We start from the raw sequence: 17,379 nt of genomic DNA, 5'->3' as shown, positions 1-17,379 counted from the left end.
GCATGTGAGTGAGTACCTTTATGAGTGACAGCTACCTTTCGTTCGTCAATTCTTCCTGGGGACGGCGTCTGGCCCAGGCCGTCGGCCTGCCGCAACCGTTGCCGCTGCAACGCCATCGCAGCGGCCAGGCAGGCCTGGCCAACCCGGTGATCATCGCCGGGGCAGGGCGCCTGGCCTCACAGGTGCAACAGATCTTCAGCGCCACCGACACGGTCGCCGCCACCCCGGCGACCCTCAAGGCGCCGTCCACACTCAAGGTGCAAGGTGCGGTGTTCGACGCCAGTGGCGTGGTGGATGTTCAGCAACTCGATGAGCTTTACCTGTTCTTCCACGCTAACGCCAAGCGCCTCGGCCAGCACGGTCGCGTCGTGGTGCTCGGCACCGCGCCGGAATATTGCAGCGATTTGCCCCAAGCCATCGCCCAACGTGCCCTGGAAGGGTTGGTGCGTTCACTGGCCAAGGAACTGCGGCGGGCGATCACCGTGCAATTGATTTACGTGGCGCCGGGGGCCGAAGAGGCACTGGACAGCAGCCTGCGTTTCTTCCTCTCGCGCCGCTCGGCCTATGTGTCGGGGCAAGTGGTACGCCTTGAAAAGCCGGTGGAAGGGCACGTCAGCGTCAACTGGGAAACACCTTTCGCCGGTCGCCGTGCCTTGGTCACCGGCGCTTCCCGGGGTATCGGCCTGGCGATTGCCCAAGTGCTGGCCCGCGATGGCGCCCATGTGGTGTGTGTCGACGTGCCCCAGGCCCAGGAAGCACTGCAACAGGCGGCCGCCCGTGTCAACGGATCGGCCTTGCCGCTGGACATTACCGCCACCGATGCCGCCGCGTTACTGCAGGCCCATGCCAGCCAATACGGTGCCTTTGACGTGGTGGTGCACAACGCCGGGATCACCCGCGACAAGACCATCGCCAAGATGACCGAAGCCGCCTGGCGCGAGGTGCTGGCGGTCAATCTGCAAGCCCCGCTGCAACTCAGTGAAGCATTGCTGCAAAGCCAGGGCCTGAACCCGGGCGGGCGGATCGTGTGCGTTTCATCGATATCCGGGATTGCCGGCAACCTGGGGCAAAGCAATTACGCCACCTCCAAGGCAGGAGTCATCGGCCTGGTGCAAGGCCTGGCGGCACGGGCGGCCGCGCAGCAGATCACGGTCAACGCAGTCGCACCCGGGTTCATCGAAACCCAGATGACGGCGAAGATCCCACTGATGATTCGCGAAGCCGGGCGACGCATGAACTCGCTGTCCCAGGGCGGCCAGCCGATTGATGTCGCCGAGACCATCGCCTGGCTGGCACACCCGGCGTCCGGTGGAGTCAACGGCCAAGTCGTACGTGTGTGCGGGCAAAGCCTGCTGGGAGCTTGAGCCATGGACTACGTGACGCAGATCATCGACCCACCGCCGACGCGCACCCAATTGTTGCTGGACGGCGTGCGCGCCCTGCGCAAACCCAAGCTTGATGGCGCCCCGTTGCTGCCCAAGGCACGCTTGGTGCGCTCGGCCGTGGAGCTGTCGGCCAACGGCATTGCCGCCTACGGTCGCGCCTGTGGTTTTCGCCGCGAGCAGGGCGTGCCGCTGTCTTATCCCCACGTGCTGGCGTTTCCCTTGCATTTGATGCTGCTGACTCGGCCGAGCTTCCCGTACCCGGCCAGCGGCATGGTGCACCTGGCTAATCGCATTCGTCAGCATCAGCGGTTGGAGGAAGGCCAGGCCCTGCGCCTGGAAGTGTACTGCGAGCGCTGGGTCGCCCACGCCAAGGGCCAGGCGCTGAGCATCGCCACCCGCGCCTACAGTGCGGGCACCCTGGTGTGGGAGAGCGACAGCCTGTACCTGCGCCGCGACGTGAGCAACCCCGTTGGCGAGCCGTGGGACGACGTGTTGCCGTTGCAGGAAGACGGCCTGTTGCGTACTCAGCGCTGGGTGCTGCCCGCCGACCTGGGCCGACGCTTTGCCAAGGTATCGGGGGACTTCAACCCGATTCACACCTCGGTGATCGGTGCCAGGCTGTTCGGCTTCCGACGCGCCATCGCCCATGGCATGTGGACCCTGGGTCGAGCACTGGCCGCCCAGCAACCTCCCGGTGGCGTGGATCAGGCGCAAGCCCATTGCGATTTCAAGCTGCCGATCTTCCTGCCCGGCCAGGTCGCCCTGTGGAGCCGCCCCGTGACCGGCCCACGCCGTGAGTTCGAAGTGCGCAATTTCGCGGGTGATAAACCCCATATGCGTGGCTTGTTTATCTGGAATGAGACCTGTCGATGAGTGATTACAGCTTCAACCCGGCCCCGACCCGCCGCGTGGCGATTATCGGCGGCAACCGCATTCCGTTCGCCCGCTCCAACACGGTGTATGCCCACGACAGCAATCAGGATCTGCTGGTGGCGGCCCTGCAAGGCCTGGTCGACCGCTATAACCTGCATGGCCGGCGTCTGGGCGAATTCGCCGCGGGGGCGGTGATCAAGCATTCGCGGGACTTCAACCTGGCGCGTGAGTCGCTGCTCTCCACCACGCTTTCGCCTGAAACACCTGCGTACGATGTGCAGCAAGCGTGCGGCACCGGCCTGGAAGCCGCCTTGCTGGTGGCCAATAAAATCGCCCTGGGCCAGATCGAAGCAGGCATTGCCGGGGGCTCCGACACCACCTCCGACGCGCCCATCGGCATCAATGAGTCGTTGCGTCATACCCTGCTCGCGGCCAACCGTGCCAAAAGCATGGGCAACAAGGTCAAGGCGTTGCTGAAGGTACGCCCGTCGATGTTCTTCAAGCCGTTGCTGCCGCGCAATGGTGAGCCGCGCACCGGTTTGTCGATGGGCGAGCACTGCGAAGAAATGGCCAAGCGCTGGCAGATCAAGCGCCTGGCCCAGGATGAGCTGACCCTCACCAGCCATCAGCGGTTGGACGCGGCTTACAAACGTGGCTTTTTCGACGATTTGATCAGCCCCCACCGAGGCCTCACGCGGGACAACAACCTGCGCGCCGACACCAGCCTGGAAAAACTCGCCGGCCTGGCCCCGGCGTATGACCGCCAGAACGGCACCCTCACGGCAGGCAACTCCACGCCATTGACGGACGGTGCTTCGGTGGTGCTGCTGGCCAGTGAAGCCTGGGCGGCCGAGCATGGCCTGCCGGTGCTGGCTTACCTGCGCACCGGCGAGACCGCCGCGGTGGACTTCGTCGATGGCACCGAAGGCTTGTTGATGGCGCCGGCCTATGCCGTGCCACGCATGCTCCAGCGTGAGGGGCTGAGCTTTGCCGACTTTGACTTCTTTGAGATCCACGAAGCCTTTGCCGCCCAGGTGTTGTGCACCCTGAAAGCCTGGGAAGACGCCGATTACTGCCGTGAGCGTCTAGGCTTGGCGGCGCCCCTGGGGCCTATTGATCGCGCCAGGATGAACGTCAACGGCGGCTCGCTGGGCTGCGGCCACCCGTTTGCCGCCACGGGCGGCAGGCAGTTGGCGGCATTGGCCAAAATGATCGATCAGAACGGCGGCGGGCGCGGTTTGATTTCGATTTGCGCGGCGGGCGGGCTGGGCATTACTGCCATCGTCGAAAAGTAGTGCTGTCAAAAACAACAACAAGGAGACTGCCATGAACGCTGTAAGCCTGGAACAAACCGAACGGGTCTGGTTGAACGCTTACCTGCCCGGCGTGCCGGCAGACATCGACGCGGGTATTGAGGACTACCCGTCGCTGCGCGAGGTGTTCCTGGAGCACCTGGAAAAATTCCGCGAACGGGTCGCCTACGTCAGCATCGGCACCGAGATGACCTACGCCGACTGGCAGGTGCAAGGCATCGCGTTTGCCGCGTGGCTGCAGGGCCAGGGCGTGAAGAAGGGCGACCGCGTGGCGTTGATGATGCCCAACTGCCTGCAATATCCGATCTGTCTGTTGGGCACGATCCTGGCCGGTGCGGTGGTGGTCAACGTCAACCCGTTGTACACCTCCCATGAGCTCAAGCATCTGCTCAAGGACAGCGAGGCCGAAACCGTAGTGATCTTCGAAAATTTCGCCCACACCCTGGAAAAGGTCATCGACGGCAGTCGCGTCAAACGCGTGGTGGTGGCGGCCATCGGCGACTTGCTCGGTACTTTTAAGGGCGCGGCGATGAACTTCATCCTGCGCAGCGTGCAGAAGCAGGTGCCGGCCTTCAAGCTGCCGGGGGCGCTGCGTTTCAATCAGGTGCTGCGGCAGGGGCGGGCACAGCAGCATTTTCCGGTGGCGATGGCCCTCGACGACCTGGCCTTCCTGCAGTACACCGGCGGCACGACCGGCGACGCCAAGGGCGTGATGCTCAGCCATCGCAATATCATCGCCAACCTGTTGCAAGCCAAGGCCTGGGTCGGTGACCAGTTGGACCAGAGTCGGCAGGAAACCAACGTCACTTTGCTGCCGCTGTACCACATCTTTTCCCTGACGGTGAACTGCTTGATGTTCATGTGCCTGGGCGGGCGCAACATCCTGATCGCCAACCCGCGGGATGTGAAGCGGGTGCAGATGATTCTGCGCAAAGAGCGTTTCAACGGGATTGCCGGGGTCAACACGCTGTTCAATGGCTTGCTGGAGAACAAGGAGTTCTGCGCACGGGATTTCTCCGCGTTGCGCATGGTGATCGCCGGCGGCATGGCCACTCACACGGCCGTGGCCAAGCGCTGGAAGGAAGTCACCGGGTTGCCGATCATTGAAGGCTACGGCCTCACCGAATGTTCGCCGGTGGTCAGCATCAGCCCCATCGACATTGCGCACATGCGCGAAATGGAGTTCACCGGCAGCATCGGCGTGCCGCTGCCATCGACCTGGGTGCGCTTTATTCGCGAGGACGGCGAGCTCGCCGAGATCGGCGAACAAGGCGAACTGCAAGTGCGTGGCCCGCAGGTGATGCAGGGTTACTGGAAGCGGCCCAAGGAGACCGCCGAGGTGCTGGATGACGAAGGCTGGCTGTCCACCGGCGATATCGGTGTGATGGATGCGCGTGGCTATATCCGCTTGGTCGACCGCAAGAAAGACATGATTCTGGTATCGGGCTTCAACGTATATCCCAATGAAATCGAAGACGTGGTGGCGCTGCACCCGGGCGTAGCCGAGGTAGCGGCCATCGGCGTGGAAGACCCGGTGACAGGGGAAAAGGTGAAGATCATCGTGGTGCGCAAAGACCCGAACCTGACCCAGGAACAGATCCTTGCCCATTGCCGCGAATACCTGACGGGGTACAAGGTGCCAAGGTACGTGGAGTTCCGCAGCATCGAGTTGCCCAAGACCACGGTGGGTAAAGTGCTGCGCCGGGCCTTGCGCTGACTCGAGACCGGCGGTGAGCTGAAAGTGCGAGGGAGCCTGCTCCCTCTACCTTTCAGACCGCGTTCACGCTGACCCAGCGTTCTTCTTTCGCCGCGATACGGATTGCCGTCGCCAGCCGCTCCACCGCCCATGCCGCTTCAAAGTCAGTGCCATCTGCGCCTTGGCCGGCCACGGCCATGATCAACTCTTGCACTTCCAGTGTCTTCAACTCGTTGTAGCCCAACTGGTGACCAGGCGCCGGGCTGAACGCCGCGTAGCCGGGCAGGGCAGGGCCGGCCAGCAAGCGTTGGAAACCGTCCTGGCCGACGCGGAACAGGCGCAGCTCGTTCAAGCGCTCCTGGTCGAATGCCAGGGTACCGAGCGTGCCGCTGATCTCGACACTCAGGTGGTTCTTGTAGCCATGTTTGAGCCAACTGCTGCTGACTGTGCCGCGCGCGCCATTGGCAAACCGCAGCAGTGCATGCACCTGGTCATCCACCGCAATGCCCCTCTGCTCGCCGCTGCCGGAGGCGACAGGGCGCCGGGCGTGCACGGTATGGGTATCGGCACACACGCTGACCACATCGCCCACCAGGTAATGCGCCATTGACAGCAGATGGCTGCCCAGGTCCGCCAGCGCGCCGCCGGCATGGGCGACTTCGCAGCGCCATGACCAGGGGGATGCGGGGTCAGCCATGAAGTCTTCACTGAACTCGCCCTGGAAGCTGATGATGTCGCCGAGCTCGCCCCTGGCGATCATCTGCCGCGCCAGAACGATCATTGGGTTGTGCTGGTAGTTGTAGCCGACCCGTGTCACCACTCCGGCGGTGTTGGCGGCGAGGCGCATGGCGTCGGCTTGTTCCAGGCTGACCGCCAGGGGTTTTTCGCAATACACCGCTTTGCCCGCGGCAATTGCCGCCATGGCCATGGGGTAGTGCAGATGGTTGGGGGTGGTGATGGCCACCACGTCGACCTTGGGATCGTTGATCAACGCTTGCCAGTCACCATGGGCCTGGGCAAACCCCCAGGCGGTGGCGCAGGCCTGGGCGCGTTCGGTGTCGGCGTCGGCCAGGGCGGCCAGCTTGAGGGTGACGGGCAATTCGAAGACCGCCCGGGCATTATTGAATGCCAATGCATGGGCGCGGCCCATGAAACCTGTGCCAATCAAGCCGATTCCGAGTTCACGCATAGCCGTGGTCCTTTGAATTATTGTTTTCGGGAACGGTATTAATGGAATAAAAATTCCTAAAACTCAATATGTGGAATAAAAATTCATTCTCGGACTATTCCTGTGCAGGGTGTAGGACCAATCAACGGAAATGATGGGGCTATATTCAGCGCACGGCCAAATGCTGCCAGTTAACAAAAGATAACGTAGCGCCGATTGTCAGACGATTCGAAAGCCCGATAGGATGGCCCCTGCTTCCTCCAGGCGCTCTAGATTGCAGGTTTCAGCGCCTGGGAAAGCCCCTAACAATAATAAATGGGAGAAGGTCTATGAGTGAGCCTGTCAGGGGTTGGGTTGTTTGCCGCCCACGCGCCGCACGCAAGGTTGCGATGCTGGCCACAGCGCTCTCGTTGCTGGCCGGTGTTGCGTTGTCGGTACCGGTGCTGGCAGCCAGTGACGCCGCCGCACCGCCGGCGTTCGCGATTGAATCCCCCAAGGCCGCCAAGGGCCTGATGATCGATGTGGTCCATGCCGGTTCGCGCCTGGTGGCGGTCGGTGACCGTGGGCACATCCTCTATTCCGATGACCAGGGCAGCACCTGGACTCAAGCCAGAGTTCCCACCCGGCAGTTGCTCACGGCGGTGTTTTTCGTCGATGACAAACATGGCTGGGCGGTGGGCCATGATGCGCAGATTCTTGCCAGTACCGATGGCGGCGCCACCTGGACCCAGCAATACCAGGACCTCAAGCGCGAAGCGCCGCTGCTCGATGTCTGGTTCAAGGATGCCAACCACGGCCTGGCCGTCGGCGCCTACGGGGCGTTGATCGAAACCACCGACGGCGGCAAGACCTGGGAGGACGTCAGCGACCGCCTCGACAACGAAGACCAATATCACCTCAACGCCATCGCCCGGATCAAGGACGCCGGGCTGTTCATTGTTGGCGAGCAGGGCAGCATGTTCCGCTCCAGCGACGACGGCCAGACCTGGGAAAAACTCGAAGGCCCCTATGAGGGCTCGCTGTTTGGCGTGATCGGTACCGCCCAGCCGCAGACTCTGCTGGCCTACGGCCTGCGTGGCAACCTTTACCGTTCCACCGACTTCGGCAGCACCTGGGAGCAGGTGGAGTTGAACGCAACGCGTGGGGCGTTGGAGTTTGGCCTGTCGGGCGCCACGTTGCTCGAGGACGGCACCCTTGTCGTCGTCGGCAACGGCGGCAGCGTGGTGGTCAGCCATGACGACGGCGTGACGTTCAGTGTGTTCAATCGTCCGGACCGCATTTCGCTGTCGTCCGTCACGGCGGCGGGCAATGGCAACCTGATTCTAGCCGGGCAGGGTGGCGTTCGTGTTGCCACGCCGACTGGCGCAGAACTCGTAAAACAATAATAAGGGCGGGTAAAGAATGAGCAGTCATCACAACGATAAAGCGACCCTCCTTGAGCGCCTGATCTTCAACAACCGCCCGGCAGTGATTGTCATCTGCCTGCTGGTGAGTATTTTCCTGTTCTGGCAGGCGACCTTGATTCGCCCCTCCACCAGTTTTGAAAAGATGATTCCCCTCAAGCACCCCTTCATCGAAAAAATGATGGAGCACCGCAATGACCTGGCCAACCTGGGCAACACGGTGCGCATCTCGGTGGAGGCCAAGGACGGTGACATCTTCACCCAGGCCTACATGGAGACCCTGCGCCAGATCAACGACGAGGTGTTCTATATCTCCGGTGTCGACCGTTCGGGCCTCAAGTCGTTATGGAGCCCCAGCGTCCGCTGGACCGAAGTGACCGAAGAAGGCTTCGCCGGTGGTGAGGTGATCCCGCAGAGCTATAACGGCTCGCCGGAGAGCCTCGACCAGTTGCGCAACAACGTGCTCAAGTCCGGCCAGGTCGGACGCCTGGTGGCGAATGATTTCAAGTCGAGCATCGTCGATATTCCGCTGCTGGAGTCCTACCCGGATCCACAGGACCAGGGCAAGTTACTGGCCCTGGACTACCGCAAGTTCTCCCATGAACTCGAAGACAAGATCCGCGACAAGTTCGAAGCGCAGAACCCCAACGTCAAGATCCACATTGTCGGTTTTGCCAAGAAGGTCGGCGACCTGATCGACGGGCTGGTGATGGTCGTGATGTTCTTCGGGATCGCGTTCGTCATCACACTGATTCTGCTGCTGTGGTTCACCCATTGCCTGCGCAGCACCATCGCGGTGTTGAGCACGACACTGGTGGCGGTGGTCTGGCAACTGGGGCTGATGCACTTTTTCGGCTTTGGTCTCGATCCGTACTCGATGCTCGTGCCGTTCCTGATTTTCGCCATTGGTATTTCCCACGGTGTGCAAAAAATCAACGGTATCGCGCTGCAATCCAGTGAGGCCGATAACGCGCTGACGGCAGCACGCCGCACGTTCCGCCAACTGTTCCTGCCGGGGATGATCGCAATTCTCGCTGATGCGGTGGGTTTCATCACGCTGCTGATCATCGACATCGGCGTCATCCGCGAGTTGGCGATCGGCGCTTCGATCGGTGTGGCGGTGATCGTGTTTACCAACCTGATCCTGCTGCCGGTGGCGATCTCCTACGTCGGCATCAGCCAGCGGGCGATCGCCAAGAGCAAGAAAGATGCGCACCGCGAGCATCCGTTCTGGCGCCTGCTGTCCAGATTCGCCAGCGCCAAAGTGGCGCCGGTATCGATTCTGCTTGCATTGATCGCCTTCGGTGGCGGGCTCTGGTACAGCCAGAACCTCAAGATCGGCGACCTCGACCAAGGCGCGCCGGAACTGCGCCCGGATTCGCGCTACAACAAGGACAACAACTTCATCATCAGCAACTACTCCACCAGCTCCGATGTGTTGGTGGTGATGGTCAAGACCAAGGCAGAGGGTTGCTCGCGTTATGAAGCCATGGCGCCCATCGACCAGTTGATGTGGAAGATGCAGAACACCGAGGGTGTGCAGTCGGCGATCTCGCTGGTGACGGTATCCAAGCAGATGATCAAGGGCATGAACGAGGGCAACCTGAAATGGGAAACCCTGTCGCGTAATCCCGACGTGTTGAACAATTCCATCGCCCGGGCTGATGGCCTGTACAACAACAATTGCTCCCTGGCGCCGGTGCTGGTGTTCCTCAACGACCACAAGGCCGAAACCCTCGACCGCGCGGTACATGCGGTGCAGGACTTCGCCAAGGAAAACAACAAGGAGGGTCTGGAGTTCATCCTCGCCGCCGGTAACGCCGGGATCGAGGCGGCCACCAACGAGGTGATCAAGCAGTCGGAACTGACCATCCTGATCCTGGTGTACCTGTGCGTGGCCACCATGTGCATGATCACCTTCCGCTCCTGGGCAGCGACCTTGTGCATCGTGCTGCCGCTGGTGCTGACCTCGGTGCTGGGCAACGCGCTGATGGCGTTCATGGGCATTGGCGTCAAGGTCGCGACCTTGCCCGTGGTGGCGTTGGGCGTGGGGATCGGTGTCGACTACGGCATCTACATCTACAGCCGCCTGGAAAGCTTCCTGCGTGCTGGCTTGCCGCTGCAGGAAGCGTACTACCAGACCCTTAAATCTACCGGCAAAGCCGTCCTGTTCACCGGCCTGTGCCTGGCAATCGGCGTATGCACCTGGATTTTCTCGGCCATCAAGTTCCAGGCCGACATGGGCCTGATGCTCACCTTCATGCTGCTGTGGAACATGTTTGGTGCGCTGTGGCTGCTGCCGGCGCTGGCGCGGTTCCTGATCAAGCCCGAGAAACTGGCGGGCCAGAAGGGCAATTCGTTATTTGCCCACTGAGGTATGGGCGGGTGGGGGTTTGCCTGCCAACCAATCAGGATTGTTTACGCCTGTGGCGAGGGAGCTTGCTCCCGTGGCGGCCTATGAGCCGACCGGAATGTTGGAGTAGACCGAGTACATATCCATTGAAGTGGTAACGGCGGCTTAAGGTTCCGCTCTTACAGCGGCTCACTTTTGGAAAGGCCCAAAAGTAAGCAAAAGGCCTTTGCCCCACCACTCGGCACCTCGCTCAGGCTCGGTGTTCCCGCACACAGGCTTGAATCCGTGGGCCGCCGCCACGCGCCATCCATGGCGCGGGGCGGCTAACCCGGCGTCCTGCCGGGTTACCCACGGATTCAAGCCTGCGTTCGGCCAGCGTGGTTTAATGGGGCGCTTGAGATCAAGATCAAAAGCAGATCAAAAGCAGATCAAAAGCCCAGCAGGCGGTGAGCAGGGCTGCCATGTGTGCAGGCAACTCAGAGCGTGAGAAACAGCTTCTGGTCCAGCGGTGGTTCGATTTTGGCCCGCACGATGCTATTGAAAGGTTGGTTGTTGCGCCCGGCATTCTCCACCAGATCCTTTTGGGTCATGTAGCGCTGCTCGGGCAGTTTCAGGTGCGCGGCACTGTAGGCATTTTGCGCGGTGGTCGTGTTGGGGTAGTGGAAGTGTGCATACCAGAGCACATTGACACTGTTCTTCTCACGGATAGCGTACTCCGTGAGGAAGTCTGCGCCCTTGAGCTTTTTGCCGCGCTTGACGAGGCTGATGTCGACACGCCCATGGGTCCATAAGTAGTCGATGTTTTCCGCTCGGGGTAGCTGGCGCAGGTAGCCGTCACAACGGTGCGTGATCGCGCGCTCGCGCATGGCCTTGGCGGCACTTTTCCATGTTTCGACCAGTGCCTTGGTTTCACTGGCTGCTCCATGGTTGGCCTGAGCGTCCTGTGCGACTTGCTCAAGTTGGTCGGCCTGGGCTTCGAGCATGTCGCTCCAATCGCGAGGGTTGACGGTATCGCGGCGAGCCGGATCATCGAGCTTCTTTTTCTGGAACTGAATGGAGCGCTCGATGCCTGCCTGCTCTGCCATCAGCTTGCGGGCCGTGCCGATGGACGCCGACAGGGGCTTGGGGGACGGCACGGGGGCGGGGCTGACCGGCCTTGCATTGACGATCTGGACCCAGTCGCCCTCAGTCGAGTGCCAGCTGTAACTGGTCAGGGGTTGGCCAGTACGGGAGTCGAGCACATCGATAATCGGGATATCCTGGCCGGGTTGTGCCTCACGTAGCGTGCCCACCAGGGTCTGTTTGTCGCGGGTCTTGAAGACCTTCTTGTTGAGCGATTTGCGCGCCCTGTCGTCACGGCGGGGGGCCACTGGCGGCAAATGCTGTTCTTCGCGCATCAGGTCCGCCAGCTCGACCTGCGCCTGGGCGATCACTTCCTGCAGGCACTCAAGATAGCGCTTGCCGTAGAACGCGCGAACGCTGTCGGGGCCGGTCTCTTGCAAGGCATGCGCATTGTTGAATTCGGCCTGATATTTCTCGATCAGGTTGCTCAACACCGCAATACGCTCCTCGCCGGTGTAGCCCTCGTGTTGCTGCAGCTCGATGTGGGAGTTCGCGGCGGCGTTCAGGTCGGTCTGGTTGAAGCGTTCGCGGAAAAACGCTTCCTCGGGGGAGCGTGGTTCGGTGGTGCGGTCCAGGCTCAACTCCCGAAGGGCGCTGAGGCGTTCCATGGTGGCGGTGAACACCTGATTGGCCGACGGCTGCGGGAATTCCTTGATGAACGCCTCGGCGCGTTTTTTATTGGCCGGGCTGTCGTTCTTCCATTCGTTCAGCAGTTGGTTATACGCGTCGACAGCCTGAATCTGGCGCCCGAGGCGTTCGACGTGGTCAGCCATGTTTTCGATCAGATCGTTATAGGCGTCCGGCTCGTTACGGTGGGTGCGTTCAATCAGCTTTGCGAGCGGCTCACCGGCCTTTGAGTGGGTGAACTGGTCGTTGACGTACAGGTGATCGATTGCACGTGAAAGCAGGGTCGCTGCGATCGCTTTGTACTGGTCCCCACGCTTTTCCCTGAAAAGATTGAAATTCATCGCCGGGTTATCGCTGCTCAATGCCTGAATCGCACGGCGCCTGTGGGCGAGCATCGTGTTGGCGTTTTTCTGATCGTCCTCAAAGCGCATGCGCATCAAGGTCGCCAGGTCTCTGTTCTGCCTCAACTCGCGTTGGTACTGCTCCACGAAGCTGGCCCCGCGATCACCACTGTTTACCAACCCCCACAGGGTCCTCAGGGCTTTGTTCGACTTGCGCAGGGACTCATCGGTTTCGTTCAAGCGTTTGTCACTGGTTTCGATGGTTCCCACCAGCGGTTGCATGAGCGCGACTTGTTCGGCGTACTGTCTGAGCATCGCATCGCTGAGTTCGATATTGCGATCCAGGGTGGCTTTCACCCGTTCGCCAACCCTGGGCATGCCGCCACGGAGTTTGGGGCGCGTATCGAACCGCCATTGCCCCTTGGCGTCGCGAGTCAATGGCGGGCCTGTGAGGGTTTTGTTCTGCTCGTTGATCACAAACGGCCCGTCCAGATCCCTGGCTACGCGAAACCACTGGTTTTCGATGAACGCGTGAAGTTTGTCATCGACGAGGTAAAGGCCCGCCCAGGCGCCACTGCGGATGGCGGTGCTGGCCCCGGCCGGCTTGGGTACGCTGAAAGATTGGAGGTAGGCACGTTGTGAAGGGGTCAAGTCGCGCGGGCTGGAAAAGGAAAAGTCAAAGGTGTGATCGTTTGTGAGCATGCCTTTGACAACCGCTGCGGTGTCTTGCTCGACCAGTGCCTGAGGCACCTGGGATGTATCCCCGGCGGCTCGGCGCAACGGGGATGACACTTCCGGTCGTTGGTTGAAGGGTATATTGCCTACGGGGCGTTCTGGTGGTCGTACAGGCGTGGCATGGCTTAACAACGTGGCCACATTCACCAGCAGGCTCACCATCGCTTTTGCGGGGTCGGGGTTGTCCGGGGCGCTGGCTTGCTTGATGTCGTCCTCGACGCTGGCCATTTGCAGCAGCCAGCCCGCCATGGCGCCGGGGCCGCGCAACACCGGCAGCAGGGTGTTGAACAGCAGCCAGCCCAATTCCTTGTAGGACGCCCAACGACTCTGCGCGTCAGAGGTGGACTGGCTTTGAGCGAGCGTGATGAGGCTTTGGGCATTGGAGTTGAAGAGGTACTGCATCAACTTGCCGTCCCGAAAATCCTTGCGCAGTTTCTCGGCCGCGCCATACCCATCGATTGCCAGGGCCGTCGGAGCGGGTGTGGCAGGCGCATCGAATTCATTGAAGAGGCCGTAGCGCGCAATATGGGGCGTCTTGAATCCGCCGTTGCCATACACCGCCCGTACCTTGCCGCTGGGCAGCCAGGCCAGGATGCTCTGCTGCAGCGGGCCCGGTGCCTGGATCGCGGCGAGCAGCGCATCGCGGCTGGCAAACTCCTGCAAGACCGGCGACAACTGCGGACGGTAGAGCAGGTGGGGGCCGTGTGCGGGGTTTTGCGGTTCTATCAGGAACATATTGGCGACGACGTCCGGTGTTGCGCCGGGTTTGCGCACGAATGCCAAAGGGCGCAGGGTGATCGCTTGACCGTCGACCTCCCGTGGTCCGGTGCCGGGCCGGGTCACGGCCTCCACAAAACGATAACCCGTATGGGTGATGCCGGCTTCGCCCTTTAACTTGAGTTCAAGCGCCTGCATGGTCAGTTGCAGTGGCACTTGCTCAATGAACAGGTGCGCGCGTGCCCTGGCCTCGTCGGTGTCGCTGAGCAGATGTTGATCAAGCAGTGCGGGGTAGTGTTTGCCGATATCGATGGTGGTGATCAGGTCCTTGAGCATCTGCGGCAGTTGGGGGTCTTTGATCAGTTGCCCGCGTACACGGACGTCCATGGCGCCAGAGGGCAGGCCCGCAAGATTTTGCAGGGCCATGTCCACCAGGCTCATCTTCACCGGTTCGATGTAACCGCTGCCCATATTCCCGACCGGGACCTTGAAGGTGACTTCCAGGTCCTTGGCGACGTAGCCCTTGGCTGCCAGATGGGCATTGAGCTGTTGTTCGGCGTAAGTGCGGATATCGGGGATACCCGTGAGGAAGGTGCGACCCTGGTTACGTTGCACGCTGCCGGCCAGCGCCAGGGCCTGGCGTTGGTAGGCGAAGCGTTCGGCGTCGCTGGCCCGGGTGAGCCACGCCGGCAGGTTGCCGCGCTGGGATGACGCTGTGGTACTGAACCAGTAGGCCGTATCGCTGGCCTGGGAAAACAGCTGCTCCAGGTCGGGTGCATGGCTGTTGGCCGGCAGTTGTATCGCGTCCAGGTTTTGCAATTGCCGGTCGAGCATCACGGCTGCCTGGGTGTCGAAAATATTCCCGTCGGGTTCCCTGCGCTTCCAGGTGAGGTGGTCGAACTTGAAGGATTGGTTGAGCTGGCGTCCCCACGCCTGTGCGAAATCCGCCAGGGAGGCGTACGGCGTGACCTTGCCTGCTGCGGTGGTATGCAGCACCAGCGTCTGGCCGCCGACCTCGCGGGTGATCAGCAGGTCCGGGCTCGCCTGGGTGGCCGTTACCCCGGACTGCCGGAGGGTCGTGTCCACGATGAACACGCGTGCGGCCGACTCACCGTAGCGGCGGCTGCGTTCGTTGGCGTCGGGATAGCGGGTGACCTGATCCAGGGTTTCACGCTGGATCGCGCTGAGGCCGGGTTGCTGGAGGCCCGCGATGCGCAGCGTGTCGTTGAGCGTGTCACTGAGCCAGCGCCAGCGGCTGGTGCCCGTGAAGGCCTCTTGCCCCCAGTAATGGCTCAAGGCATCGGCGTAGGCGGCCTTCAGGTTGGGGCGCAGGCTGCGGATCGCCAGTTCCAGGGAATAGCTGTCCAGCGGCGCGGCGCGGTTGCCGGTGGCGTCGACGACTTTCAGGCTGGCCGCTGTGTCGGACTTCACCCATTTGGCGTTTTCGGGGAACAGCAGTTCGCTGCCGTTGGCCATATGTTCAAGCGCCAGGTCCAGCAACGGCGTCAATGTGTATTGCAAGGAATCCGTTGCGATAGGCACGGCCAGAGACGTGTTGGCACTGTCGAAGTTCAACGTGGGGTAGTGCCGGTTCAAGAGCGCGTCCAACTGCCCGGCAACCACCGCGCGTAGCGTAGGGCGCGTGGCAAATTGGTTGGCGACGGCACTTGCCGGCGTGTCGGCAGCCGGGGTGCTCTGTGCATGATTTAGCGACCGGCCTTGCAGGCCCGATGGCGGTCGGATTGAACGCATCGGCCTTGAAGGTGGGGAGGGCGGTGTTACTGTCACAGCCGCTGTCGGCTCATCGGCAGAGGGCAGCGGAGCCCTCGGCAGTGAAACGGAGAAATGATGAGGGCGGGTGTTGATCGACGGCATGCATGCTTCCTTGGCTGGGTGAAAAATAAACCAGAGCCGCGAAAGTACTGTTCTGTCGGCCAGTGAACGGCATAAATGCGTTATTAACTGTTTCCACTGCCCTGCGAGACCGTTGCCAACGCCCCGGTTGGCGTGGGGCGGGCGCGATTGTGTCGACGTATTTGTAGCCTTGCTGCCAGCAAAATCGGCACTGCCCCTGAAACCCTGGGCTATCATTGGCGCTTTCCCGTAAATGATTGACTGCCATGACTGCCGAAACCCTGACCACCGCCCTTGAACATGCCGACATGCTGGAAATTGACGGCTTGCACGCTTTTGATTTCGTGCTGGACGACAACCACCTGCTGATTACCGCGATGGACGGCCGTGCGCAAAAACGCTGGAGCTTCAGCCTGGAGCAGGTACAGGCCGCGACCTTCGATGGCACCTTGCAAAGCTGGACGCTCACGGGTGAGTCGGGCGAACACCGCCTGGTCTGCCTGAGCGCGTTTACCGGCAACAACAACGATGAGGATGAAGCGGATGATGATGCGTAAATTCTGGCCACTGCTGATGGCGGGCAGTGTGGGGGCGATGTCGGTGCAGGCCGCACCGGCCGATACCTATGAACTGTTGGTGGGCAGCTACACCGCCGGTACCAGCGAAGGTATCTATCGGCTGCAATTCGACAGCCGCACCGGCCGGTTCAGCGGCAAGCCGGAACTGGCGGCCAAGACGGCCAACCCGTCCTGGCTGACGATCTCCAAGGACCAGAAGTATCTGTTCGTGGTCAATGAGAACGGTCCTGGTCAGAAAGATCCGGTCGGTCGCGTGAGCAGCTACAGCATCGCCCCGCAGAATCATCAGCTCACCCTGATCAACCAGGTGCAGAGCCTGGGCAATGAGCCGACCCACTCCAGCGTGGCGGCCGATGGACGCTACCTGTTCATCGCCAACTATTCGGTGCTGGCAGACCCGGGCGGCAGCTTGGCGATCCTGCCGGTGGACGCCGCCGGCAAGTTGTCGGCACCGGTGCAATTGAGCGCGCACCCGGCCAGCCGCGTGAACCCCGAGCGCCAGGCGTCCAACCACGTGCATTCGGTGGTGTCGTCGCCGGATGGCAAGTACGTGTTTGTCCAGGACCTGGGGGCGGACCAGGTGTTTGCCTACCGTTACGACCCCAAGGCCAATCACGAACCGCCCCTGACCCCGGCGAACCCGGCATCGGTGCAACTGCCACCGGGCAGTGGTCCACGTCATTTGCTGTTCAGCCCCGATGGCAAGCATGCCTGGTTGACCACGGAAATGAGCGCACAGGTGGCTGTTTTCGATTACAACGATGGCAAGCTCAGCCAGACCCAACTGGTGGATTTCGCCGCCGGGCAACCGGTATCCGACAAGGCCGGTGCTGCGCTGCATGCGTCCAGTGATGGCAAGTTCCTGTACGTGAGCAACCGTGGTACCGCCAACCAGATGCTGGTGTTCAGCGTGGACCCGACTACTGCGCACCTCAAGGAGATCCAGCGCCGTTCGGTGGAAGGCGATCACCCGCGCGAGTTCAGCCTGGACCCGAGCGGCAAGTTCCTGCTGATCGCCAACCAGAAAAGCAACGAGATCGTGGTGGTCGAACGCGACCCCCACACCGGTTTATTGGGCAAAACCGTGCAGAAATTGCCGATCGATGCCCCCAGCGACCTCAAGTTCCTGGTGCGTCAATAAGCCACAGGCCCCGTACGACGGGGCCTGAGCCTTTCTATTAATTCTATTGATAGCGGCTACTGTTTCAAAGCAT

The 17,379-nt window shown here is 61.6% G+C and carries 10 protein-coding genes; 8 read left to right on the top strand and 2 right to left on the bottom strand.

Annotated elements, in window-relative coordinates:
- Positions 1–20: 20 nt before the first annotated feature.
- The 4 genes from M5B97_RS01835 to M5B97_RS01820 are packed head-to-tail and all read left to right on the top strand — an operon-like array spanning position 21 to position 5,288.
- Positions 21–1,364, top strand: a complete 1,344-nt coding sequence (locus M5B97_RS01835; RefSeq protein ID WP_248730559.1) for a 3-oxoacyl-ACP reductase — start codon at positions 21–23, stop codon at positions 1,362–1,364.
- A gap of 3 nt (positions 1,365–1,367) precedes the next feature.
- Positions 1,368–2,258 (top strand): MaoC/PaaZ C-terminal domain-containing protein, encoded by an 891-nt coding sequence (locus tag M5B97_RS01830; RefSeq protein ID WP_248730558.1) that lies wholly within the window; start codon positions 1,368–1,370, stop codon positions 2,256–2,258.
- A complete protein-coding gene (locus M5B97_RS01825; RefSeq protein WP_248730557.1) occupies positions 2,255–3,553 on the top strand; it encodes an acetyl-CoA C-acetyltransferase in 1,299 nt (432 codons plus the stop codon). The genes M5B97_RS01830 and M5B97_RS01825 overlap by 4 nt, the downstream gene beginning before the upstream one ends.
- 31 nt (positions 3,554–3,584) lie before the next feature.
- Positions 3,585–5,288 (top strand): AMP-binding protein, encoded by a 1,704-nt coding sequence (locus M5B97_RS01820; RefSeq protein WP_134657500.1) that lies wholly within the window; start codon positions 3,585–3,587, stop codon positions 5,286–5,288.
- Positions 5,289–5,340: 52 nt separating this feature from the next.
- Here M5B97_RS01820 and M5B97_RS01815 read toward each other — a convergent pair whose 3' ends face one another.
- Positions 5,341–6,456 (bottom strand): Gfo/Idh/MocA family oxidoreductase, encoded by a 1,116-nt coding sequence (locus M5B97_RS01815; protein ID WP_248730556.1) that lies wholly within the window; start codon positions 6,454–6,456, stop codon positions 5,341–5,343.
- Positions 6,457–6,764: 308 nt separating this feature from the next.
- Here M5B97_RS01815 and M5B97_RS01810 point away from each other — a divergent pair, with 308 nt between their 5' ends.
- Positions 6,765–7,820: a YCF48-related protein gene (locus M5B97_RS01810; RefSeq protein ID WP_123718610.1), complete on the top strand. Its 1,056-nt coding sequence runs from the start codon at positions 6,765–6,767 to the stop codon at positions 7,818–7,820.
- Between the two features lie 16 nt (positions 7,821–7,836).
- Positions 7,837–10,212: an RND family transporter gene (locus tag M5B97_RS01805; RefSeq protein WP_248730555.1), complete on the top strand. Its 2,376-nt coding sequence runs from the start codon at positions 7,837–7,839 to the stop codon at positions 10,210–10,212.
- A gap of 455 nt (positions 10,213–10,667) precedes the next feature.
- Here the strand turns inward: M5B97_RS01805 and M5B97_RS01800 are convergent, their stop codons facing one another.
- On the bottom strand, positions 10,668–15,485 hold the full coding sequence (locus tag M5B97_RS01800; protein WP_248730554.1) for a DUF6543 domain-containing protein: 4,818 nt from the start codon (positions 15,483–15,485) through the stop codon (positions 10,668–10,670).
- Positions 15,486–15,853: 368 nt separating this feature from the next.
- On the opposite strand from M5B97_RS01800, the gene M5B97_RS01795 reads away from it, so the two are divergent.
- Entirely contained in the window at positions 15,854–16,144 is a 291-nt protein-coding gene (locus M5B97_RS01795) for a DUF5629 family protein (RefSeq protein ID WP_123718608.1), read from the top strand.
- Positions 16,131–17,306 (top strand): lactonase family protein, encoded by a 1,176-nt coding sequence (locus M5B97_RS01790; RefSeq protein WP_248730553.1) that lies wholly within the window; start codon positions 16,131–16,133, stop codon positions 17,304–17,306. The genes M5B97_RS01795 and M5B97_RS01790 overlap by 14 nt, the downstream gene beginning before the upstream one ends.
- Positions 17,307–17,379: the final 73 nt, after the last annotated feature.

The sequence above is a fragment of the Pseudomonas sp. MWU13-2517 genome (genome assembly GCF_023242545.1).
Classification (GTDB): domain Bacteria; phylum Pseudomonadota; class Gammaproteobacteria; order Pseudomonadales; family Pseudomonadaceae; genus Aquipseudomonas.
Note: the sequence above shows the minus strand (reverse complement) of the source record. Positions and strands in the feature narration are given on the sequence as shown.

Coding starts and splice junctions, on each gene's coding strand:
- M5B97_RS01835 (WP_248730559.1), top strand. CDS start 21: ATGAGTGACAGCTACCTTTCGTTCGTCAATTCTTCCTGGGGACGGCGT.
- M5B97_RS01830 (WP_248730558.1), top strand. CDS start 1,368: ATGGACTACGTGACGCAGATCATCGACCCACCGCCGACGCGCACCCAA.
- M5B97_RS01825 (WP_248730557.1), top strand. CDS start 2,255: ATGAGTGATTACAGCTTCAACCCGGCCCCGACCCGCCGCGTGGCGATT.
- M5B97_RS01820 (WP_134657500.1), top strand. CDS start 3,585: ATGAACGCTGTAAGCCTGGAACAAACCGAACGGGTCTGGTTGAACGCT.
- M5B97_RS01815 (WP_248730556.1), bottom strand. CDS start 6,456: ATGCGTGAACTCGGAATCGGCTTGATTGGCACAGGTTTCATGGGCCGC.
- M5B97_RS01810 (WP_123718610.1), top strand. CDS start 6,765: ATGAGTGAGCCTGTCAGGGGTTGGGTTGTTTGCCGCCCACGCGCCGCA.
- M5B97_RS01805 (WP_248730555.1), top strand. CDS start 7,837: ATGAGCAGTCATCACAACGATAAAGCGACCCTCCTTGAGCGCCTGATC.
- M5B97_RS01800 (WP_248730554.1), bottom strand. CDS start 15,485: ATGCGTTCAATCCGACCGCCATCGGGCCTGCAAGGCCGGTCGCTAAAT.
- M5B97_RS01795 (WP_123718608.1), top strand. CDS start 15,854: ATGACTGCCGAAACCCTGACCACCGCCCTTGAACATGCCGACATGCTG.
- M5B97_RS01790 (WP_248730553.1), top strand. CDS start 16,131: ATGATGATGCGTAAATTCTGGCCACTGCTGATGGCGGGCAGTGTGGGG.